This is a genomic window from Curtobacterium sp. APC 4022 (assembly GCF_030407555.1).
GTDB lineage: Bacteria > Actinomycetota > Actinomycetes > Actinomycetales > Microbacteriaceae > Curtobacterium.
In genome coordinates, this window is the sequence record NZ_JASDDD010000003.1 from 132,281 (window position 1) to 153,876 (window position 21,596).

The window sequence follows — 21,596 nt, forward strand, 5'->3', positions numbered from 1 at the left end:
CGTGGTGCCGGACACATGACGGGAGGCCCGGACCGGCCCCGGTGGGCTGGTCCGGGCCTCCAGTCCGGTCGTGTCGTCGACGTCAGTCGGTCTTCGCGACCCGCTTGGCGCGCTCCTTGACCTGCTCCTCGCGACGCTTGTCGCGGGCCTTCTGTGCCTTCGCGCGACGCTTCGCCCGCTTGTTCTCGCGCTCGTGGTGCTCGACGTCCTCGGGACGCTTCTGCCGCCACGGTTCGGCGGCCAGGTCCGGGCCGTCCCAGACCTTGATGGCGCCCCAGGCGGCGGCGAGCAGCGGCACCGAGATGATCGCGCCGGTGATGCCAGCGAGGACGGTGCCCGCGGTCAGGCCGACCAGGATCACCAGGCCGTGCAGGCGCAGGGTCTTCCCCATCAGCACCGGCTGCAGGAGGTTGCCCTCGAGCTGGTTGACGACCACGACGATGCCGACGACGATCAGCGCCGGCACCGGACCGAGGGCGACGAGGGCGACCAGCGCGGCGAGGATGCCGGCTGCGGTGGCGCCGACGATCGGGATGAACGCGGTGATGAAGACGATGACCGCGAGCGGCAGGGCGAGGGGGACGCCGACGATGGCGATGCCGACGCCGATGCCGATCGCGTCGACCGCGGCGACGGTCGCGGTGCCGCGGACGTAGCCGCCGAGGGTCGAGACGACGCGGTCACCGACACGACGGGCGCGGTCGTACGAGGCGCCGGTGAAGGGGCGGAGCAGGAACTCCCAGATGCGGGGCCCGTCCTTGAGGAAGAAGAACAGCACGACGATCATCAGCACCAGGCCGGTGAGGAAGTTCGCCGTGGCGGATGCACCGGCCAGGGCACCGGAGCCGAACTTGGCGCTCGTGACGAAGTCGGTGGCGGTCTTCACCGCGTCGTCGACCTGCTTGTCGGAGATGGCGAACGGCAGGGTCTTGCTGAAGTCCTGCAGCTGCTGGAAGCCCTCGACGGCGGACTTCTGCAGGCTCGACCACTGGTTCTCGACCGCGACGACGATGAGGTAGCCGAGCAGGCCGAGGACGACCAGCACACCGAGCAGGACCGTCAGCGTCGCGAACACCGACGGGAACCCGTGCCGGCGCAGCCACGAGACGACCGGGTGCATGGCCGAGGCGATGATGAGCGCCAGGAGCACCGGGATCGTCACGACGCCGAGCACCTGACTGGCGTAGACGATGCCCGCGGCGATGACGATCAGGATGATCAGCTGCAGGCAGCGGGTCGCCAGACGGCCGAACGAGTCCGACCAGGCAGCGCGCACCCCGGTCACCGGCTCGGTCGGTGGCGTCGTCGGTGGGGCAGCGGCGGAGGAGCGGAAGAACGGCATGACGCCGACGGTACAGACGCACAGGTGGGTGCGCCGGGTCTCGGCGCGCTCAGTCCTCGACGAGGTCGCGGTCCCGGAACCACTTGAGCAGCCAGGCGGCGCTCGTCCGGTCGAAGGACCGCGGGAAATCCAGGGTGCCGGACAGGAACGGGCTGAAGCCCTCGACGGACGCGATGTCCGAGTCGTCCAGCCCGCGGTACGCCATCGACCAGCCGTCGAACCGGCGGCGGTCGATCTCCTCGCGGATCAACGACTTGACGGTGTGGTGGCGGGGGTCCCGCTCGATCGCGGCGAACCGGTCGTCGACGCTCCACGCCGGACCCTCGAGCAGCTGCATGAACCGGCCGCCCTTGACGACGAGCAGGCCGGAGACGCCGAGCGCCTCGTTCCGCAGCCGTGCACCCGCGAGCATCTCGGTGAGCTCGTCCTCGCTGAACTCGTGCGTCGCGACGCTCATGTAGACGATGGAGACCAGCACACCGGCATCATCGCCCCCGTACCCCGGTCGGCACAATCGTGTCCGCATTGTGCATCCGGGTGGCCGCCTAGGATCGTCCCCATGGCGACCGTCCTCCTCGTCCGGCACGGACGCACCACCGCGAACGCGACCGGACTCCTCGCTGGCCGGACCGCCGGGATCGCGCTCGACTCCGTCGGCAAGCGGCAGGCTGCCGCCACCGCGGAGCGCATCGCCGCCGTGCCCCTCGCCGCCGTGGTCTCGAGCCCGCTCGAACGGTGCCGGCAGACCGCACGGGCGATCACGGCCTTCCAGCCGGGCGACCCGCAGCAGTTCGTCGAGCGCGGCATCATCGAGGCGGACTACGGCGACTGGCAGAACCGCAAGATCAGCGAACTCGCCACCGAGCCCCTGTGGCGGGTGGTGCAGTCGAACCCGAGCGCGGTCGTGTTCCCCGGCGGCGAGTCCATGCAGACCATGCAGTCCCGCGCGGTCGCCGCGATCCGCCGGATGGACGCGCAGATCGAGGCCGAGCACGGCGCGGCCGCGGTGTGGGTCGCGGTGAGCCACGGCGACATCATCAAGTCCGTCCTGGCCGACGCCCTCGGCATGCACCTGGACCTGTTCCAGCGCATCTCGGTCGGACCGGCGTCGGTGTCGATCGTCCGCTACGGCGAGGCCCGGCCGGACGTCGTCGCCACGAACACCGAGTCGGGGGACCTGTCGTGGCTCGCCCGGGCCGCGGCTCCAAGCGGGGACGCGGTCGTCGGCGGCGGCGCCGGGCACGAGGAGCCGTCGCCGTCGTCCACCGAGCGTCCGGACCCGACCACTCCCTGAACGGTCGGAGCCGCACGCTCCTACAATGCGGGTATGCCCACCATCGTCCACTGCTTCGACTGGCCGGACAGACTCGTCGTCGGCACGATCGGACGCCCGGGCGAGCGGTCGTTCTACATCCAGGCCCGTGACGGCCGCCGTGTCGTCAGCGTCGCCATCGAGAAGGAACAGTCGGCCGTGCTGGCCGACAAGATCAACGAACTCCTCGACGAGGTCGCCACGGTCGAGGACAACCGCTTCAGCGTCCCGGACTCCGCGCCCACCGAACTGCGCGACGGCGAACCGCTCGACCAACCCGTCGAGCCCGAGTTCCGCGCCGGTGCCCTGAGCCTGGGCTTCGACCCCGCCACCGCGCAGGTCGTCATCGAGGCGTACCCGATCGAGGACGACGTCGAGGTGTTCACCGAGCCGACCGGCGACGGCGACGAGGTCGAGGCGGTCGTCGAGCTGTCCGAGCCGAGCGAACTGCTGCAGGTGAAGATCCCGGTCGGCAGCGCCCGCGCCTTCGTCGAGCGCACGCGGGAGGTCATCGCCGCCGGACGACCGAGCCCGCCCGACTTCCCCGAGCTCGGATGACGCTCGGCCCTGACGCCGCCGGCGCCGCGGTCCCCAGCGTGCCGGGTGAGCTGCGGATCACCGGACGCATCCGCGAGGCCTCGAACGCCACCTTCCTCGCCCGGCTCGACGGCGAGAACGTCGTCTACAAGCCGATCGAGGGCGAGAAGCCGCTGTGGGACTTCCCGGACGGCACGCTCGCCGGGCGTGAGGTCTCCGCCTACCTGGTGTCCGAGGCGCTCGGGTGGAACGTCGTGCCCGAGACCTGGATCGGCGACGGCCCGTTCGGCCCGGGCATGGTGCAGCGCTGGCAGGACATCGACCCCGACCAGGACGCCGTCGACCTGGTCCCCGCTGAGGACGCCGCCGTCGCGGTCGCCGAGGGCACGGTGCGCGAGGTGCTCGACGCCGTGGACGAGGACGACCGGGCCGTGACCCTGGTGCACGAGGACTCGGTCGCCCTCCGGCGGATGGCGGTCTTCGACGTCGTCACGAACAACGCGGACCGCAAGGGCGGCCACGTCCTGGCGATGGCCGACGGGCACCGGTACGGCGTCGACCACGGACTGACCTTCCACGTCGAGCACAAGCTCCGGACCGTGCTCTGGGGCTGGATCGGCGAACCGCTCAGCGAGGACGAACTGGCCGGGCTCCAGCGGCTGTCCGAAGCGCTGCGCGGGTCGCTCGGCGAGACCCTGCGCGAGCACCTCACCGACGACGAGCTGTCGGCCCTCCGCGGACGGTGCGCCGCGCTGGCCGCGGTCGCGACGTTCCCGCCGCCGGACGGCTACGGTCCGGCCGTCCCGTGGCCGGTCTTCTGACGCCGGCCGCCTGCTGACGCACCGCGCGTGACGGACGGGAGGCGCGCCTCCCGTCCGCAAGACACCGGTGTTCGTCGGACGAACACCCGTTTGCCGCGGCGTGTTCGACGAACACCGGTGTTCCGTGCCGCCCGCGCGGTCAGCCGAAGCGGGTGAAGGGGCTGCCCCAGCGGCCGTCGTCGCCGAGGCCGTCGTCGCCGGGGCCGCCGCCGAACCCGCCGAAGGCGGAGCCGGACCCGCGCCGGGCGCCGAGGTAGGAGCCGACCACGGCGACCCCGAGGTCGTCGTTCTCCGGCGCCGTCACCGTGCCCTCGACGCGGCGGGCCATGCCGTCCACGAACCGGGCGAGCCCCGGGTCGTCGCCGAGCCGGAAGAACGTCGTCTTCGCGCCCAGACGGTGGGCGTTCTCGAGCTCGCGGACGCTCAGCGCGATCGTCACCGGGTCCGGCGGGTAGCTGAAGTACACCTGCCCGTTCGGCTCGAGGTGCGACGTCGGCTCGCCGTCCGTGACGATGAGCAGCACCGGCTGGGCGTTCGGGTGCTTCCGGAAGTGCCGGTTCGCCAGCAGCAGCGCGTGGTGCAGGTTCGTGCCCTTGTCCCACATCGCGTCCAGGCCGACGAGCTGTTCGACGTCCATGACCTCGGCTTCGCGACCGAACGCGATGAGCTGTAGGTCGTCGCCACGGAACCGGGTCGAGATGAGCGTGTGCAGCGCGAGGGCGGTGCGCTTCATCGGGACCCAGCGGTCCTCCATCGCCATCGAGAACGACGTGTCGACGAGCAGGGCGACGGCGGCCTGGGTGCGGGCCTCGGTCTCCTGCACCTCGACGTCCTCGATCTGCAGCCGCACACCGGCGCCGGTCCGGGGTCCGTCCCCGGCGGTCCGGGTGAGCGCGTTCGTGATCGAGCGGGTGACGTCCCAGGGCTCGGTGTCGCCGAACTCCCACGGACGGGTCGACCCGGAGCGGTCGCCGGCAGCACCGGCACGGCGGAGGTCCCGCGCACCCTGCCGACCCGACATCCGCTCGGCGACGTCCTTGAGCAGGCTCTTGCCGAGCTGCCGCATCGCCTTCGGGGTCAGTCGGAGCTGTCCGTCGCTGCCGCGTTGCATCGCGCCCGAGTTCCGCAGCGCCTTCTCGAGCTGCTGCAGGGTCCGGGCGTCGACGGCTGCCTGGTCGCCGAGCTGCTGCGCGAGGGCGTCGAGGTCCAGGTCGTCGAGCTCGGATCCGGGGCCGACCTGGGCGAGCTGGTCGGCCAGGGCGTCGAGGTCGGCGATGTCCTGGAAGACCCCGGTGCCGTCGCCGAGCCCGAGTCCCTGCTCGCCGTCCATGCCCTCGGAGCCGCCCCAGTCCTCGCCGGGGCGGAGGGCGCGGAGGTTCTCGTCGAGCTGGGACAGCGCCCCCATCAGCGCGGGGGAGCCGAACGCCTGCTCGGCCAGCGCATCGAGTTCGTCGCGTTGCTCCTGCGTCATCGAGTTCCGCATCCGCTGGGCGGCGGCGGCGCGGGACGCCAGGTCGTCGAGCAGTTCGTCGACGTTCTGCGGGTTCGACGGGAACTGGTCGCCGTGCTTCGCCATGAACTCGTCGAACTGCTCCTGGCTGTCCTCGCCCCGACGGTGGGCGTCGAGCAGCTCGTTGAGGTCCTGCATCATCTGCGCGACCGCCGCCCGGTCGTCGTCGGTGGCGTTCTCGAGCGCCTGCTTCATGCCCGCGAACCGTTGGTCGAGCATCTCGCGGCCGAGCAGGTCCTTGATCTGCTCGTACTTCTGGCGGGCCGTCGGGCTCTTCCAGTCGTAGCCGTTCAGTTCGCTGACCGCGGCGGCGGGCGAGGCAGGCAGGCTGTCGAGCTGCAGTTCGGCCAGTACCCGGTCGCCGTCGTCCATCGCCGTGTCGCGGGCGAGCTGTCCGCGTTCGGCCAGGACGGCCTGGTCGAGGAGCTGCTTGATCTCCTGCAGGGTGCCGTCGAGGTTGTTCTTGCTGGTGAGCTCGCGACGCTTCTCGGCGACGAGTCGGGCGAGGTCGTCGAGCCCGCGCTGCGACCGTCCCCCGCGACGGAGGAACTCCCGCATCGCCCGCTCGGGCGAGGTGCCGGCCATCACGTCCTGGCCGATGGCGTCGAGCGCCTCGGACAGGTCGGCGGGCGGCGCCAGGGGGTCCGGGCCGCCGTCGTACTTGCCGTACCGGCTGTCGCGGCTCAGCCGACGGTTCGGGCGGCTAACCACGGGTCACCCCGTCGGTGCCGGTGTCTGTGTCGCTGTGCACCGGGTCACATCCCATACGCTGCTTCGCCCCCGCCGGACTCCTTGCTGATGCGGCGGGCGAGGAACAGGCCCTCGAGTGCGAGCTCGATCGCGCCCGCACGCTCGCCGTCGGACGTCGCGTCGAGGCGCTCGCACACCTGGTCGTAGAGATCGGACTCGCCCAGGGAGGGCAGCCCGGCGAGGAAGTCCCGCGCGCTGACCTGTTCGCCGGTGGTGACCATCGTGCCGCCCTCGAGCGCGTCGACGAGCACCCCGAAGTCCAGTCCGCGGAAGCGCGAGCGGACGGTCTCGGCCGTCGCGGTGCGGAGCAGGTGCTCGAGGACCTCGTCGGCACGGTCCTCTTCACCGGACTCGAACTCGATCTTGCCGCCCAGGACGTCGACGGCGGTCTCGAGGTCGATCGGGCGGGCGACCGCGTCGGACTCACCCTGACGTGCCGCGCGGTGGACCGCAGCGGCGGACACCGTCTCGGCACCGGCGATCGAGAAGCGGGCGCTGACACCACTGCGCTGGTCGACGGCGCTCGACTCGCGGAGGGCCCGGGTGAACCGGGCGAGGATCTCGATGAGGGCGTCCGGGACCTCGGCCGTCAGCTGGGCCTCTTGCCGGATGACGGCGATCTCGTCCGCGAGCTCGATCGGGTAGTGCGTGCGGATCTCGGCGCCGAAGCGGTCCTTCAGCGGCGTGATGATCCGGCCGCGGTTCGTGTAGTCCTCCGGGTTCGCACTCGCGACGACGAGCACGTCGAGCGGCAGACGCAGGACGTACCCGCGGATCTGGACGTCGCGCTCCTCCATCACGTTGAGCATCGCGACCTGGATGCGTTCGGCCAGGTCGGGCAGCTCGTTGATCGCGACGATGCCCCGGTGGCCGCGGGGGATCAGGCCGAAGTGGATGGTCTCCGGGTCACCCAGACTGCGGCCCTCGGCGACCTTCATCGGGTCGACGTCGCCGATCAGGTCCGCGACGGAGGTGTCCGGCGTCGCGAGCTTCTCGACGTAGCGGTCGTCGCGGTGCACCCACGAGATCGGCAGGGCGTCGCCGAGTTCCTGGGCCCGGCGGATGCTCGCCGTCGTGATCGGTTCGTAGGGGTGCTCGCCGAGTTCGGAGCCGGTGATGACCGGTGTCCACTCGTCCATCAGGCCGTTCAGGGTGCGGAGCAGTCGGGTCTTGCCCTGGCCGCGCTCACCGAGCAGGACGACGTCGTGCCCGGCGATCAGGGCGCGTTCGAGCTGCGGGATGACTGTGGTCTGGAAGCCGTGCAGGCCGGGCCAGGGGTCGCGGCCCTCACGGAGGGCGGTGAGCAGGTTGTCGCGGATCTCGGCGCGGACCGACTTCTGGACGTGCCCAGCAGCGCGGAGCTCGCCGACCGTGGAGGTTGCAGGTCGGTTCACGGGCGCCACGGTACGCCCGCCCACCGACGGCGGCAACGGAACGGGAGGCGCGTGGCGGCGCCGCCCCGCGCCTCCCGTCCGGCACGCCCGCGCCGAGACGCCCCCGTCTCCGATCGACGCCGCATCAGCGCCGAGACGCCGCCGGATGTGGCGGCGTCTCGGCGGGTCGGAGGCGCCTCGGACAGACGCCCCCGTCTCGGCACCCCGTCAGCCGAACAAGCGGCGGGACGCGATCTCGGCGCCCTCGACGAGCGCGCCGAGCTTCGCCCACGCGACGTCGGACGCCACGAACTCGTAGCTCGCGAACGTGGCGAGCCCGCAGTCGGTGCCGGCGACGATGCGGGTCGGGTCGCCCACGGCCTCGGCCGCCTCGACGATGCGGTTCGCGACCAGCTGCGGGTGCTCCAGGTAGTTCGTCGTCACGTCGATGACCCCGGGCACCAGGACCGCGCCGTCGGGCAGCGGCAGGTCGCGGAACGCCGGGAACTCGTGCGCGTGCCGCGGGTTGCCGAACGGGATGCTGAAGGACCCGACCTCGGCCCGGTACAGGTGCGGGAGCAGCACGTCGACGGGGACGTCGTCCTGGTGCGGCCCCTGCCAGTTGCCGTAGCAGACGTGCAGCCGCGTCTGCTCCTTCGGGATGTTCCGCAGCGCGTGGTTGAGCGCGTCGACGTGCAGGTCGACGGCCGCCAGGAACTCGTCGAGCGAGGCGTCGCCGAAGTGGATCACCCGTTCCATCGCCAGGTCCGGGGCGTCGAGCTGCAGGACGTGCCCACGGGCGACGATCTCCTCGTACTCGACGCGGAGCTGCTCGGCGAGGGCGAAGACGTACTCGCGGTGGTCGGCGTAGTGCGGGTTCGCGTCGTCGAGCAGCAGCGTGGTCGCGACGATCCCGGGTGTCGCCGCCGAGAGGAACGTGCCGGCCGGGGTGCGTCCGGCAGCGGCGTTCCGGTCGAGTTCGCGGGCGAAGCCGTCGAGGTCCTCGCGGATGCCGGCGCGCTCCTCGTCGTACTGCAGCAGCCCCTGGGCCACCGGGGTGTCCCAGACGCGGGCGAACTCGGCACCCTCGTCGATCTGACGGGCCTGGAACGCGGCGTACTCGGGGAACTTCACCGAGTCGAGCGTCGGCTTGCGGTGCCCCGTCCCGCCGAACCCCGACAGACGCTCGCGGATGTACGTCGAGAAGCCGACGCGGGGGACCTCGCCGTCGTTCACGACGTCGATCCCGGCGTCGAGCTGCGCGTCGACGGTGCGCGCGAGGACCGCGGCGGTCTCGTCGCGGAGCGCCTGCTCGTCGAAGGGCTTGCCCTGGTCGCGGGCGACCAGGAGCGCGGTCAGCTCCGGCGTCCGGGGGAGCGACCCCGTGTGGGTCGTGAGGATGCGGTCGGTCGAGTTCTGCAGCGGCACGCGACCACGCTACTGACTGGAGGCCCGTGGCGGGCCGGTCCCGCGCCTCCAGTCCGTCACACCCCGGTTCCGGGGCCGGTTCTCGCGGACCGTGGACCTGAGCGGCGGCTGAGGCGTACGTTCCGATTCTGCGGCAGCCGAAGGGGCTGGCCGCGGGAGGAGCATGCGCATGACGAGCGCCAGCGGAACGAGAGACGGATCGGTGACGAGCCTGGTCCCGGCGAGGATGGACCGACTGCCGTGGACCCGGTTCCACTGGAGCGTCGTGGTCGGCCTGGGGGTGTCCTGGATCCTCGACGGCCTCGAGATCCAGATCGTGTCCAACGCCGGGTTCAAGGCGGACCTGGGCCTGAGCAACCAGGACGTGGCGTCCCTCGGCAGCATCTACCTGGTCGGTCAGGTCGTCGGCGCCCTGGTCTTCGGGCGGCTGTCCGACAAGCTCGGTCGTCGCAAGCTGTTCATCCTGACGCTCGCGATCTACCTGATCGGCTCGGGTGTCGCCGGCCTGGCGCAGGACTTCTGGTTCCTGGCGGTGTTCCGCTTCGTCGCCGGTCTCGGCATCGGCGGTGAGTACGCCGCGATCAACTCCGCGATCGACGAACTCATCCCGGCCAAGTACCGCGGGCACGTCGACATTGCGATCAACGGCACCTACTGGGGCGGTGCGGCACTCGGTGCGGCGGCGAACATCTACCTGCTCGACACGGCGAACTTCTCCGAGAGCATCGGCTGGCGCATCGGGTTCTTCCTCGGCCCGGTGCTCGGCATCGCGATCATCTTCCTGCGGCGGCACATCCCGGAGAGTCCGCGGTGGCTGATGACGCACGGCAAGGAGCAGGACGCCGAGGACACCGTCGCCCGGATCGAGGCGGAGGTCGAGAGGGAGTCCGGCAGGAAGCTCGAGACCGTGCCGCAGTCGAAGGCGCTGACGGTCACCCCGATGGACAACGTCGGGTTCCTGACCATCGCCCGCGTGCTGCTCAAGCAGTACCCGACCCGCACCCTGGTCGGCGCGACGATGATGATCACGCAGGCGTTCCTCTACAACGCGATCTTCTTCACCTACGCGCTGGTGCTGACGAACTTCTTCGGGCTGAAGACCGCCGAGACGTCGGTCTACTTCTTCCCGTTCGCGATCGGCAACCTGCTCGGCCCTATCATCCTCGGTCGCTTCTTCGACACCTGGGGGCGGCGGCAGATGATCTTCCTGACGTACCTGGTGTCCGGGCTCGTGCTCGCGACGTCGGCGTTCCTGTTCCGGGCGGACGCGATCAGCGCCGGAGTCCAGGTCGTGTTCTGGTGCATCTCGTTCTTCTTCGCCTCGGCCGGAGCCTCGAGCGCCTACCTGACCGTCAGCGAGATCTTCCCGCTCGAGCTGCGGTCGCAGGCGATCTCGTACTTCTTCGCGCTGGCCCAGGTCTTCGGTGCCATCGCCCCGCTCATCTACGGCGCCTTCATCGGCGACGGCTCGGACCGTGAACCGCTCTTCTGGGGGTACCTGCTGGGGTCGGCGGTGATGATCATCGGCGGGGTGGTCGCCTTGGTCTTCGGGGTCGATGCCGCCCGGAAGGGGCTCGAGGACATCACGCAGCCCCTGTCGGTGCTGACCGGCAAGGACAGCGCGGACTCCGGACCCGGCTCCGGAACGGGAGGCCCGTCCACCGCCGGACGCGCACCGGACGCTGGGCGAAACTCCTGATGCAACATGTTTAGCGGCGGCTGTCGCGTCCTGTGACCCTCGTGACCACGGCCCCGCCCGGGGCCGTGGTCACGGAGGATCCGATGCACGACACCACCCCACCGGCGGCATCCCGCCCGACAGGACAGCAGGCTGTCCTGCACAGACGACAGGCCGACACGGTTGTCCACCGAGCCGCCGACGGATCCCGTCATCGGAGCCGCCGTGCACGACGGTGACCTGATGACCGGACTCCTGCGTGCCGACAGCGACACGACCAGCGCCAGCGACCCGCTCGGGGTGCCGCGGAACCTGCTCCGCGACGCGGTCTTCGAGCGGATGCTGCGCAGCATCCTCTGCGGTGAGTACCGCCGCGGGCAGCGCCTGCGACTCGACGCCCTGGCCGACGACATGCGGGTGTCGCGGACGCCGGTGCGCGAAGCCCTCGTGCCGCTCGAGGCCCTGCGGCTGGTCATCGTCCAGCGCTACGTCGGGGTCGTGATCGCCCCGTGGACGGTCGGCCAGATGGTCGAGCGCACCCGGATCGCGCAGTCGATGCTCGTCGACCCACCGACCAGCTGCGCGCGGTCGGACGAGCCCTTCGACCCCGCTGTCCTGCGCGACTGCCTGTCCGAAGCCGGCGCGTTCGTGGAGCTCGCGGTCTGGGTGCTCCGACGCTCCGGGGCTCCCGTCAGCGCGGACTGGTTGCGGTCGCAGCAGCCGGTGCTCGACGTGTTCCACACGGACGACATCGCCCGTGCGAACGGCATCGACATCGCCGCCGACTGGACCAAGCGGATGCAGGTGCTCAAGGCCGCGCGGACGGCAGCGCTCGCCGACGACGTCGACCTGTGTGCCGTTCGGTTGATCGAGCTGTCCGAGCTGCTCATCGCGCTGCCGGAGCGGTTCCGGAGCGCCGAACGGTTGCGGACCGTCGAGACGGCATGACCCGGGGGCGGCCTCGCGCGGGGCGCGGAACGAAGTCGCTCCCCGGGCGGGCGCTGACGATCGGGGCGTCAGGCCCAGGCCACGGGGAGCGACGTCCGGGTGCTCTTGCTGGGTGCTGTGTCTGCTGCACTTGCTGGGTGCTGTGTCGCGGCGACGAGGGTGTGACGCCTCGGAATGTGATGCCACGTCACGATGAGACTATGCATCGGGGTACACAACGGCAACCCCCCATCGTCCCCACTTCGGGGGACCGGTCGATCTCTGTCCGTGCCGCCCCTCGACCGGGCGGACCGGCGGCTCCGATCCCGGTGCTCCAGTCGGGTCGAGAGTCCGCCCGACCTCCTGTATGCTCTTGGTCGAACACCTGGAGACGTCGCATAGTCAGGCCGAGTGCACCACCCTGCTAAGGTGGAGTCCCCTCTAGGGGACCGAGGGTTCAAATCCCTCCGTCTCCGCACTCCACGAAACCCCGGTCTCGCGCCATGCGAGCCGGGGTTTCGTCGTTCCGCCGTGCGGTGCTTCGACGAGGTCGAGCCAGGCGCTGGACCGGCGTACCGGCGCACCGGCTACGGTCATCGGGTGATGCGACGGAGGACGACAGCCGCGGTGATCGTGGCGGTCGCCGCCCTGCTGATCGCCGGCTGCAGCGCGGGCAGCCCACGCGCCGACGGCAGCGGCATCGAGGGCTACGTCGAACCCGGTGCTGGCGCTGCCGATCGCGTCCGGACGGCGGTCGACCGCGGCGCGGACGTCATCGGCGTCGACGGCGCTGCACTGTCCGACGACGGCACGCACCTGCTGCCGACCTCCGGCGACGTCGGGGAGCTCGTCGGCGTGGCTGCGACGGCCGGAGCCCGGACGGAGGTGCTCTTCAGCAACTACTCGTCGACCATCGGGGACTTCTCGCCCGAGGGTGCAACGGCCCTGTTGTCGTCGTCGACCAACCGTGCCCGGGTCGTCGGGCAGCTCGTCGACCTGGCGGCACGACTGGGGACCGACGGCGTGCAGATCGACCTCGAGTCGATGCGCTCCCAGGACCAGGCCGACCTGGTCACCTTCACCCGGGCGCTCCGCACGGCGGTCCGTGAGCGGCTCGGCGACGACGCCGAGGTGTCCCTCGCGATGATGTCGTCCACCGACCCGGCCGAGTACCGCGAGCGGGGCTACGACCTGGCGGGACTCGCCCCACACCTGGACCGGACCGTGCTGATGACCTACGACCAACACGGGCCGTGGAGCGACGCCGGGACGATCGGGTCCCTGCCGTGGGCACGGAAGGCGATCCGGACCGCGATCGACGGGGGACTGCCGGCGGACCGGATCGACGTCGGCGTCGCCGGCTACGGCTACGCCTGGGGCCCCGGCGCGGATGCCGCACCGATCCCGGCAGCCCGGGCCGCGCACCTGGTGGGCGACCGCGCGGAGTGGTCGGACCGCACGGGGGAGTGGTCGGCGACGCTCGCGGACGGGCGGCAGCTGCACTGGTCGGACGACCGGTCGTACGCCGCCCGACGCGACCTGGCTCGCGACCTCGGCGTGCACGGCGTCGCGATGTGGTCCCTCAACCTGTCGGCACTGCCCGATCGTTGAGCGGGAGGCGGCACCGGGCCTTCCGTCCGGACGACGCGTTCGGTGACGCATCCTCCGGTTGTGCTCACTCGGCCGTTGTAGCATCGCCGGACATCGACCCAGCGGCGAGGAGAAATGCGTGCCGGAGCTGACCCACCACACCGTCCCGATCGACCGGATCCAGGACGCGGGGGCGGCCGTCATGGCGTCGGTCGCGACCGTGGTGGACGGCAAGTCCGACGCCATCCGCACGGCCCTCACCGTGATGCTGGCGGAGGGGCACCTGCTCGTCGAGGACGTCCCCGGCGTCGGCAAGACGGTGCTCGCGAAGGCCCTCGGTGCCTCCGTCGGCGGGTCCGTGAGCCGCATCCAGTTCACCTCGGACATGCTGCCCTCGGACGTCACCGGCGTGAACATCTACGACCAGTCGTCCGGCACCTTCCGGTTCTCACCCGGGCCGGTGTTTGCGAACGTCGTGATCGGCGACGAGATCAACCGCACCAGCCCGAAGACGCAGTCGGCGCTGCTCGAGGCGATGGCGGAGTCGCAGGTCACCGTCGACGGCGTGACCCGGCCCCTCGAGTCCCCGTTCATGATCGTCGCGACGCAGAACCCCGTCGACATGGAGGGCACCTACCCCCTGCCGGAGGCGCAGCGCGACCGGTTCATGGCGCGCATCACGATGGGCTACCCGAGCCCCGGTGCCGAGCGCCGGATGCTCGCGGCCCGCGGCGGCCACGACCCGCTCGCCGACCTGCGTCCGGTCGTCGACGTCGACACGCTCCGGGCGATGATCGCGTCCGTCCGCACGGTGCACATCGCCCCGGACGTCGAGGCGTACATCGTCGAGATCGTCCGGGCGACACGGATGCACCCCGACCTGCTCCTCGGCGCCAGCCCGCGAGCGACCCTGCACCTGGCGCAGGCCGCCCGGGCGCACGCGGCGCTGCTCGGCCGCCCGTTCGTCACGCCGGACGACGTCGCGGTCCTGTCCCCGGTCGTGTTGGCCCACCGACTCGTCCCGGTGGCCCGTGGCCTCGGCGGTTCGGCGGAGGACACCGCCCGCGAGATCGTCGTCCGGATCGTCTCCGACACCGCGGTGCCGTTCACCGCGACCCCCGTCCGCTCCTGATGGTCGACCAGCGCCCCGCCGTCCGTCCGTTCGCGCTGCGCGCGGGCGCGGCCGGCTCGGTGCTGTCCCGGGTCGGACGCCGCGGGCTCGGCATGCTGCGCCGGACCCCGTTCCCCCGGCCGACGCTCCGCGGCTGGACCGTCCTGGCGGTCGGTCTCGGCCTGGTCGGCGGCGGCCTGGTCGCCTCGATGAGCGTCGCCGTCTCCGCGGGGCTGCTGCTCCTGGTGCTCGTCGTCTCCGGCGTCGTCACCGCACTGGCCGTGGCGGCGCCGCTCCGCGCCTCCCGGTCGGCACCGCGCGCGATGGTGCAGGTGGGCGAGGTCTACCGGGAACGGGTCACGATCCGCGGGTCGGAGGTGCGTTTCGCACCGCGCTCGACGCTGCTCGTCCGCGAGCAGCTCGATGACCTCTTCGTGAGCACCAACGAGGCTGCGTCGCTCGTCACCATCGGACCCGGCACCCCGCCGGCGGTGCTCGACGTCGAGGCCCTCGCGATCCAGCGTGGGCGGGCGTTCGTCGGCCCGGTCACCGTCCGCGTCGAGGACCCGTTCGGGCTGCTCCGCATCGACCGACCGGTCGTGCCGGCCGAGGAGGTCGTCGTGGTCCCCGGCACGACCCCGCTCTCCGCACTCGACACCGGGGCGCTCGCAGGCGCGGTCTCCGCCGACGAGGGCCGGGTCGGTCAGGGCGGATCCGCCGACGACAGCGAGCTCCGCCCCTACCGGCCGGGCGACCCCATCCGGCGCGTGCACTGGGGGCAGAGCGCGAAACGCGGCGTCCTGCACGTCCGCCAGACCACGCAGGCGCAGCCGCCGGAGGCCGTGGTCGCCCTGGACGTCCGCCGCTCGTCCTACCAGCAGCTCGGCCGCGACGACCTGTCCGAACTGTCCGACCTCGGCGGCGACCAGGCCTTCGAGCACGCGGTCGTGGTGGCGGCGAGCGTCGCCCGGGCACTGTCGGCTCGGACCTCCCGGGTCGCGCTCGTCAGCGACGGACCCGGCGGCGACGTCCGGCACAGCGGGGACGCCGGCGGGCTGTCCGAGGTGCTCGTGGGTCTCGCCGACGTCCAGGCGCGGTCCGATGCCCGGGAACTGACTGACGTCCTGCACGGCGTCCGCGGCCGGGACGTGCACGGCATGACCGCCGTCGTCACCGGGCACTGCAGCCCCGAGGAGGCCGCCGAACTCGTCTCGACGACGAACGGGTCGAGCCGCGGTGTGCTCGTCACCGTCGTCGCCCCGGACCCCGTCGTGCGCGGGATCATGGGCCGTGCCGGGTGGCGCGTGCTCGTGGTCCCGGTGCCCGGCACGACCATGAGCGGACACAGCCGATGACGGCCACCAGCCCGAGTGGACACACCCGATGACCGCCACCAGCCCGGCTCGGCAGCGCGAGCACGTCGACGTCCGCCAGGTGCTCGACCGCGACGACCGCAGCCCGGACACCCCCGGCGCCTGGGTCGTCGCCCTCGCCCCGCTCCCCGTCCTCGTCGCCGCGCTCGCGATGCGCCCACTCGTCCAGGGCATCTCGTGGTGGCTGTCCGGCGCGGTCTTCACAGCCGTGCTCGTCGCGGTCCTGCTGGCCGTCCGGACCCGCCCGCGGGGCGTCCGGTTCGTGGCGCTCGTCGCGACGCTCGTGCTCGGCTCCTGCGCCGCCGCGCTCCTCAACGACACCGCACCGCTCGGGTGGCTCGACCGGAACGGCGCCCTCGGGCAGACGCTCGCGGCGATCCGCCTCAACCCGGCGCCGCTGCCGCAGACGGACTCGATCCGGCTGATCGTGACCGTCGCGATCGCCTGGGTCGCCGGCGCCTCGCTGTTCCTGGCCGCCGTGGCCCCGACCGCCGCGCTCGCCGCTGCACCCGCGCTCGTGATCCTCCTGGTGCCGGGCATCATCACCGGCGAGGCCCCGTCCGCCTGGCTGATCGTGTTCACCGCGCTGGCCTTCCTCGCACTGCTCTGGACGTCGGTCCGGCCGGTGCAACGGGTGTTCCCGGCCGCCGTGGTCGGTGCGATCGGGCTCGTCGTGGCGATCGGTCTGCCGGTCCTGGTGCCGATCAACGCCGGCTGGCTCTCCGGGGTGACCGGGGCGATCCAGTCGCCGATCCAACCGGGGCGCCCGGGGACCCTGCTCGAACTCGGCCAGGACCTCCGCCGACCGAACGAGCTCGAGGTGTTCCGCTACCGGTCCTCCGACGGGCAGCCCGAGTACCTCAAGCTCGCGGACCTCGACGAGTTCGGCACCGGCGACTGGGTGCCGACCGTCACCGACGCCTCCACCGCGGACACCGCGGACCAGTCCCGCCGGGTCGACGGCGTGAACCCGCGGTTGGCGGACCGCGGGGACGTCACCGTGCAGATCACCGGGCTGTCGAGCAACTACCTGCCGCTGCCCGCCGGGGCGATGTCGGTCGAGTCGAAGTCGACGAACCTCGACCTCACCCAGTGGCGCTGGTCCGGCGACGCCAACACCGTGCGCTCCGCCGGTCCGGCGACCCGCCGCGGTGCCACCTACGAGGCGTACGGCGCCTCGGTCTCGGCGAACGCCTACCTCGACGCCATCGCCGCCTCGGGCCGGTTGTCCCAGGCCGACGGTCGTGGCTTCGTCGCCCCGTCGTCGGCGCAGCTCCGCACCGACACCGAGCTGCCGAAGGACCTGCCGGCCGTGATCCGCACCACCGCGGCCCGCGTCGACGCCGGTGCGACCACCGACTACGCCCAGGCCCGGGCGCTCGAGCAGTGGTTCCGCAGCGGCCTGTTCACCTACTCCGAGACGGCCCCGGTCGAGCAGGGCTACGACGGCGACAGCATGGACGTCATCGCCCGGTTCCTGCAGGAGCGTTCCGGGTACTGCGTGCACTTCGCGTCCGCGATGGCCGTGATGGCCCGGACGCTCGGCATCCCGTCCCGCATCGCCGTCGGCTACCGCGCGGGTGCGAGCCGCGAGGACGGCCAGTACACGGTGTCGAACCGCCAGCTGCACTCGTGGCCGGAGCTGTACATCCGGGGCGCCGGCTGGGTGTCGTTCGAGCCGACGCCGGACTCCGACCAGGCCGCGCAGCCGCAGCCCTCCGCGTCCGCCACGCCAGCACCCGTCCCGACCGCGACACCGCTGCCGGCCCCGGGGGAGACCGCGCCGGCGTCGGCCTCGGCGACGCCCACCCCGACGCCGACCTCGGCGGCCGCGGGTGGCAGCAGCACCCGGGGCGGCAGCATCCCGTGGGGTGTGCTGGTCGGCGTGCTCGTCGCCCTCGCGGTGCTGGTGGCGCCCGGTTCGGTCCGTGCAGCACGACGACACCGTCGACTGGGCGCGGTCGCCGCCGGACGCCGGCCGGCCGTCACCGCCTGGCGGGAACTGCTCGACGACCTCGCCGACCACGGCTTCACGCCGGGGGCGGCTCCGCCCGGCGACGCGGCTGCGGTCGCCCGGACCGCTCGCGCCGATCTCGGCCGGCTCCGGACGGTCGTGCCGGCATCGGTGCTGCCGGCCCTCGGATCCGTCGTGGACGCCGTCGACCACGAGCGGTTCGCCGCCGACGGCCGGTCCGACACGCAGGCACTCCTCCGGTCCGTCCAGGAGGCCCGCACCGCGTTGGACGCAGCCGTCTCCCGTGGCCGCGTGGTCCGGTCCCGACTGCTCCCGCCGAGTCTGCTGCCCTCCGGGCGTCCGACCGACCGACGACCGGCACCCGCGGCGGGCTGACCCAGGCCGCTGGCCCGGGCGGCGGGCCCGGGCGGCTGACGCGGCCCGCCGTTCCGGACCACGCTGGCCCGGCCACGCTGGTGCCGTGGCCGGTCAGCGCGGCCGGAGCACCGCCTCCACCATCGTCGCGACGGCGTCGCCCGGGTTCATCCCGTCCAGGGCGGGTGCGTCGAACACCATCCCGGAGTTCGTGGCGATCAGGATCGTCGCGAAGGTGTCGAGCGGCATGCCGGGGTCGACCTCGGGGTGCGCGGCGAACCAGGTGTGGACGAGTTCGCGGACGCCGTCCTGCAGGGTGCGCCGCTGTCGGATGAACTCGGGCATGAACTCCGGGTGCCGGATCGCGTACGCCCGCAGTTCGGAGAGCAGGGCGAACTCGGCGCTCTGGTCGTGTCGTCCGAACGCTGCCCGGACCACGTCGCCGACGTCCGCGGCGCTGATGTCGATGCGGATGAGCTCCTGCAGCGACTGCAGCACCCGGTTCGTCGCGCGCTGCATGACCTGTGCGAGCAGGTCCTCCTTCGACGAGAAGTTCGAGTAGACCGCGCCCTTGCTGAAGCCGGCGGCGGCGGCGACGGCGTCGAGTCGGGCTTCGTGCACGCCCTGTTCGGCGAAGACCCGCGAGCCGGCGGCGAGCAGACGCTCCCGGACCTCGGATCGTGGAGTGCGGGGGACCGGCGTGGTGCGGTCCTCCGGTGTGCCCGGGTCTGCCGGGTCGCTTGCGTCGGTCATCGGAGGATCCTGTTCCGGGACTCTGCTGGTGCGGGTGGAGCTGGTGCTGCGGCGGTGCTCCCCGGGTGGTGACCGGTGCTCCCGTCGGCAGGCCCGGGGGACCGCACCGCGTGTCTGATCACGCGCGGAGCGGTGGCCCCTCGTGCCGGCACGGATGGTGCCTGCACACCCGCGGCTGGACCGCCGTCTTCGGGTCACGTCGGTCCGTCGTCCAGGGGAGTGCAACCGGATCGATACCCGGCGGTCTCGAGTGTACGGGTCGGGGATCGCCAGGGACAGTGTGACGGTCAGTCCTCGCGGTGGTCCGCGCGATCCGGTGGGTCCTGGTCGAGGTGCAGCGCGCCGGTGTGCAGACCGTCGAGGCGGATGCTGCCGGTGTGCAGACCGCCGGCGCCGGCATCCTGCCCGGGCCGGCGGAGGAGCCTGGTGGCACCCGGACGGAGCAGCCGCGCGGCACCCGGACGGACCGGCCGCGGTGTGCGCCCACGCCCGCGGCCGCGTCGGAGCAGCGAGGCGAGCTGGGACTGCGGCTGCCAGTTGCGGCCGTTCGGCAGGCCCCAGCCCCAGCGGACGGCACCCCAGCGGAGCAGCAGCGAGAGCACGACGGCGGCGACGATGCCGATCGTCGGGGACCCCAGGGCCGAGGCGCCGACCATCACGGCCGACGCGGCGACGGCGACCGAGGCGTAGAGGGCGTTGCCGCCGAACACGGCCGGCACGCGTCGCAGCAGCAGGTCCCGCCCGACCCCGCCGCCGACCGCGGTGATGGTGCCCATGATGATCGCGGCGGGCCACTCCAGTCCGGCGTCGAAGGTGCGCTGGACCCCGACCACCGCCCAGAACCCGATGACGGCGGCGTCGAGGAACGTGAACAACCGGTCCCACCCGCGCTCGGAGAACGACACGAAGAACGCGACCAGCGCCCCGGCCACCGCGACCGGCACGTACAGCGGGTCGGTGAGGGCGACGGGCGGACCGTTCTGCAGCAGGACGTCACGGAGCATCCCGCCGCCGAGCCCCGAGACGAACCCCACCACCAGGAAGCCGAACAGGTCGAAGTCCATCGACCGGGCGACCGCGCCACCGAGCAGTGCGGACGCGAAGACCCCGGCGAGGTCGAGCACGTTCGTCACGGCGGCGAGGCCGTCCACGGTCAGCAGGTTCATGAAGACCATCAAAGCGCACGGCTCCCCGGCTGGCGGTTCGCGCGCCGGTTAGGTTAGCCTCACCTTCGTCATGCTCGCCACACTCGTCATCGGTCTCCGCGAAGGCCTCGAAGCCACCCTGATCGTCGGGATCATCGCCGCGTTCCTCCGACGGAACCGCGTCCCCCTCGCCCCGATGTGGACCGGGGTCGGCGTCGCCGTGCTCCTCAGCATCGCCGTCGGGCTCGGGCTGCAGGCGGTCGAGCAGGCGCTCCCGCAGGCGCAGCAGGAGGCGATGGAGGCCCTCATCGGCATCGTCGCCGTGGTCTTCGTCACCGGGATGATCGTCTGGATGCGGATCCACGCCCGCCACCTCAGCCGCGAGCTCGAGGCCAGTGCATCCGCCGCCCTCGGCCGCGGCACCGCCTGGGCGCTGGCCGGCATGGCCTTCCTCGCCGTCCTCAAGGAGGGCTTCGAGACGTCGGTCTTCCTCCTCGCCACGTTCCAGGCGTCGAGCGACACCGGTCTCGCCGCCCTCGGCGCGGTGATCGGCATCGCCGGCGCGGTCGTCGTCGGCTACGGCATCTACACCGGAGGCGTGCGGCTCGACCTGGGGAAGTTCTTCACCGGCACCGGCGTCTTCCTGGTCTTCGTCGCCGGCGGCCTGGTCCTGACCGTGCTCCGCCGCGCGCACGAGGCCGGCTGGGTCGTGATCGGCCAGCAGCGCACCGTCGACCTCAGCTGGCTCGCCCCGAACGGGTCCGTGCAGGGCGCCCTCGTCACCGGCGTGCTCGGCATCCCGCCGGACCCGCGCGTCATCGAGGTGCTCGGCTGGGTCCTCTACGTCGTCCCCGTCCTGGCCCTGTCGCTCTGGCCCCGCCGGTGGAAGCCGTCGGCCGTCCGCGTCCCCGCCGTCCGCATCGCGGTCGCGTCCGGCCTCGCGGTCGCTGCCCTCGCCCTCGCCGTCGCCGTGCCGACCGGGCACACCGACGTCCCCGCGACCACCCGCCTCACCGGCGACGCCCGTTCCGTCAGCGCAACGGTCTCCGGGTCCGCCGCCACCCTCCGCGTCGCCGGCAGCAGCTCCGGCAGCACCGGCCGGGAGGCCCGGATCACCCTCCCCGCATCGGCCCACCGCCGTGTCACCCGCGCCGGCACCGCGACCGACCGGTGGCGCGTCACCTCGGACGGATCGGCAGCCGACCAGCCCGCCTCTCTGACGCTCGACGACCTCGTCCAGCTGTTCGGCCGGATCCCGGTCGGCATCTCACCGAGCAGCGCGCCGGGGCCGTACCGGGCCTCCTGGGCGACCCGCGACACCGTGACGCTGTGGAGCGTCGACGGCGGCGTGGTGGACGCGAGCCGTGCGGAACGCTCGGTGCTCACGCTGACCGGTGGGGGCCTCCCGACCGCCCGGACCAGCACGCTCGACCGCACTGTCTGGGCCGTGCCGCGCGCCACCGTCGACCGGACGACCGCCGCCCTGGCGGCGGACCGGACCCACACCGCGGAACTCGCCCTCTGGACCCGCTGGCTGCCCCTCGCGCTCGGCATCGCCGCCGCCGCACAGGTGCTGCTCGCCCTCCGGGACCGCCGTCGCCTCGGCCTGCCCGACTC

Annotated in this window: 17 protein-coding genes and 1 tRNA gene; 11 read left to right on the top strand and 7 right to left on the bottom strand. The window is 72.4% G+C overall.

Annotation, left to right across the window (positions count from 1 at the left end; translation table 11 throughout):
• Window positions 1-82: 82 nt before the first annotated feature.
• Together QL987_RS01660 and QL987_RS01665 are read right to left on the bottom strand one after the other, a co-directional pair.
• Window positions 83-1,342 (bottom strand): AI-2E family transporter, encoded by a 1,260-nt coding sequence (locus tag QL987_RS01660; protein ID WP_290155968.1) that lies wholly within the window; start codon window positions 1,340-1,342, stop codon window positions 83-85.
• Between the two features lie 49 nt (window positions 1,343-1,391).
• On the bottom strand, window positions 1,392-1,820 hold the full coding sequence (locus QL987_RS01665; RefSeq protein WP_253464296.1) for a BLUF domain-containing protein: 429 nt from the start codon (window positions 1,818-1,820) through the stop codon (window positions 1,392-1,394).
• An 81-nt stretch (window positions 1,821-1,901) separates the two neighbouring features.
• On the opposite strand from QL987_RS01665, the gene QL987_RS01670 reads away from it, so the two are divergent.
• Genes QL987_RS01670 through QL987_RS01680 form a run of 3 tightly spaced genes read left to right on the top strand, consistent with a single transcriptional unit; the run spans window position 1,902 to window position 4,012 of the window.
• The gene (locus tag QL987_RS01670) at window positions 1,902-2,636 is read left to right on the top strand and encodes an MSMEG_4193 family putative phosphomutase (protein WP_290155970.1); all 735 of its coding nucleotides are present in this window, start codon (window positions 1,902-1,904) and stop codon (window positions 2,634-2,636) included.
• Window positions 2,637-2,669: 33 nt separating this feature from the next.
• Complete coding sequence (locus tag QL987_RS01675) at window positions 2,670-3,212, top strand: DUF3090 domain-containing protein (protein ID WP_290155972.1); 543 nt, start codon at window positions 2,670-2,672, stop codon at window positions 3,210-3,212.
• Window positions 3,209-4,012 (top strand): SCO1664 family protein, encoded by an 804-nt coding sequence (locus QL987_RS01680; RefSeq protein ID WP_290155973.1) that lies wholly within the window; start codon window positions 3,209-3,211, stop codon window positions 4,010-4,012. The genes QL987_RS01675 and QL987_RS01680 overlap by 4 nt, the downstream gene beginning before the upstream one ends.
• A 139-nt stretch (window positions 4,013-4,151) precedes the next feature.
• On the opposite strand, the gene QL987_RS01685 is transcribed toward QL987_RS01680, so the two are convergent.
• The 3 genes from QL987_RS01685 to QL987_RS01695 form a co-directional block, all read right to left on the bottom strand.
• Window positions 4,152-6,233 (bottom strand): VWA domain-containing protein, encoded by a 2,082-nt coding sequence (locus tag QL987_RS01685; RefSeq protein ID WP_290155974.1) that lies wholly within the window; start codon window positions 6,231-6,233, stop codon window positions 4,152-4,154.
• 44 nt (window positions 6,234-6,277) lie between these two features.
• Window positions 6,278-7,666 carry an AAA family ATPase gene (locus QL987_RS01690; protein WP_221849215.1) on the bottom strand — a complete coding sequence of 463 codons (1,389 nt, stop codon included), beginning with the start codon at window positions 7,664-7,666 and terminating at the stop codon, window positions 6,278-6,280.
• A gap of 207 nt (window positions 7,667-7,873) precedes the next feature.
• The gene (locus tag QL987_RS01695) at window positions 7,874-9,073 is read right to left on the bottom strand and encodes a cobalamin-independent methionine synthase II family protein (protein ID WP_290155976.1); all 1,200 of its coding nucleotides are present in this window, start codon (window positions 9,071-9,073) and stop codon (window positions 7,874-7,876) included.
• A 169-nt stretch (window positions 9,074-9,242) separates the two neighbouring features.
• Between QL987_RS01695 and QL987_RS01700 the strand changes: the two genes are divergently transcribed.
• From QL987_RS01700 to QL987_RS01730, 7 genes are all read left to right on the top strand, one after another.
• Window positions 9,243-10,772: an MFS transporter gene (locus QL987_RS01700; RefSeq protein WP_253464284.1), complete on the top strand. Its 1,530-nt coding sequence runs from the start codon at window positions 9,243-9,245 to the stop codon at window positions 10,770-10,772.
• Between the two features lie 222 nt (window positions 10,773-10,994).
• Complete coding sequence (locus tag QL987_RS01705; protein WP_221849216.1) at window positions 10,995-11,699, top strand: GntR family transcriptional regulator; 705 nt, start codon at window positions 10,995-10,997, stop codon at window positions 11,697-11,699.
• Window positions 11,700-12,065: 366 nt separating this feature from the next.
• A tRNA-Ser gene (locus QL987_RS01710) sits at window positions 12,066-12,154 on the top strand.
• A 127-nt stretch (window positions 12,155-12,281) separates the two neighbouring features.
• On the top strand, window positions 12,282-13,289 hold the full coding sequence (locus QL987_RS01715) for a glycosyl hydrolase family 18 protein (protein WP_290155977.1): 1,008 nt from the start codon (window positions 12,282-12,284) through the stop codon (window positions 13,287-13,289).
• 181 nt (window positions 13,290-13,470) lie between these two features.
• Window positions 13,471-14,400, top strand: coding sequence for an AAA family ATPase (locus QL987_RS01720; protein ID WP_111074644.1), 930 nt, complete (start codon window positions 13,471-13,473; stop codon window positions 14,398-14,400).
• Window positions 14,400-15,734 (top strand): DUF58 domain-containing protein, encoded by a 1,335-nt coding sequence (locus QL987_RS01725; RefSeq protein WP_290155979.1) that lies wholly within the window; start codon window positions 14,400-14,402, stop codon window positions 15,732-15,734. Before QL987_RS01720 ends, QL987_RS01725 begins: the two co-directional genes overlap by 1 nt.
• A gap of 28 nt (window positions 15,735-15,762) precedes the next feature.
• Window positions 15,763-18,102 carry a transglutaminaseTgpA domain-containing protein gene (locus QL987_RS01730; protein ID WP_290155980.1) on the top strand — a complete coding sequence of 780 codons (2,340 nt, stop codon included), beginning with the start codon at window positions 15,763-15,765 and terminating at the stop codon, window positions 18,100-18,102.
• 93 nt (window positions 18,103-18,195) lie between these two features.
• On the opposite strand, the gene QL987_RS01735 is transcribed toward QL987_RS01730, so the two are convergent.
• Window positions 18,196-18,834: a TetR/AcrR family transcriptional regulator gene (locus QL987_RS01735; RefSeq protein WP_111074598.1), complete on the bottom strand. Its 639-nt coding sequence runs from the start codon at window positions 18,832-18,834 to the stop codon at window positions 18,196-18,198.
• Window positions 18,835-19,121: 287 nt separating this feature from the next.
• Window positions 19,122-20,000, bottom strand: coding sequence for a trimeric intracellular cation channel family protein (locus QL987_RS01740; protein ID WP_290155982.1), 879 nt, complete (start codon window positions 19,998-20,000; stop codon window positions 19,122-19,124).
• 70 nt (window positions 20,001-20,070) lie between these two features.
• On the opposite strand from QL987_RS01740, the gene efeU reads away from it, so the two are divergent.
• On the top strand, window positions 20,071-21,596 hold a 1,526-nt coding region (gene efeU / locus QL987_RS01745; protein WP_290155983.1), incomplete at its 3' end, for an iron uptake transporter permease EfeU.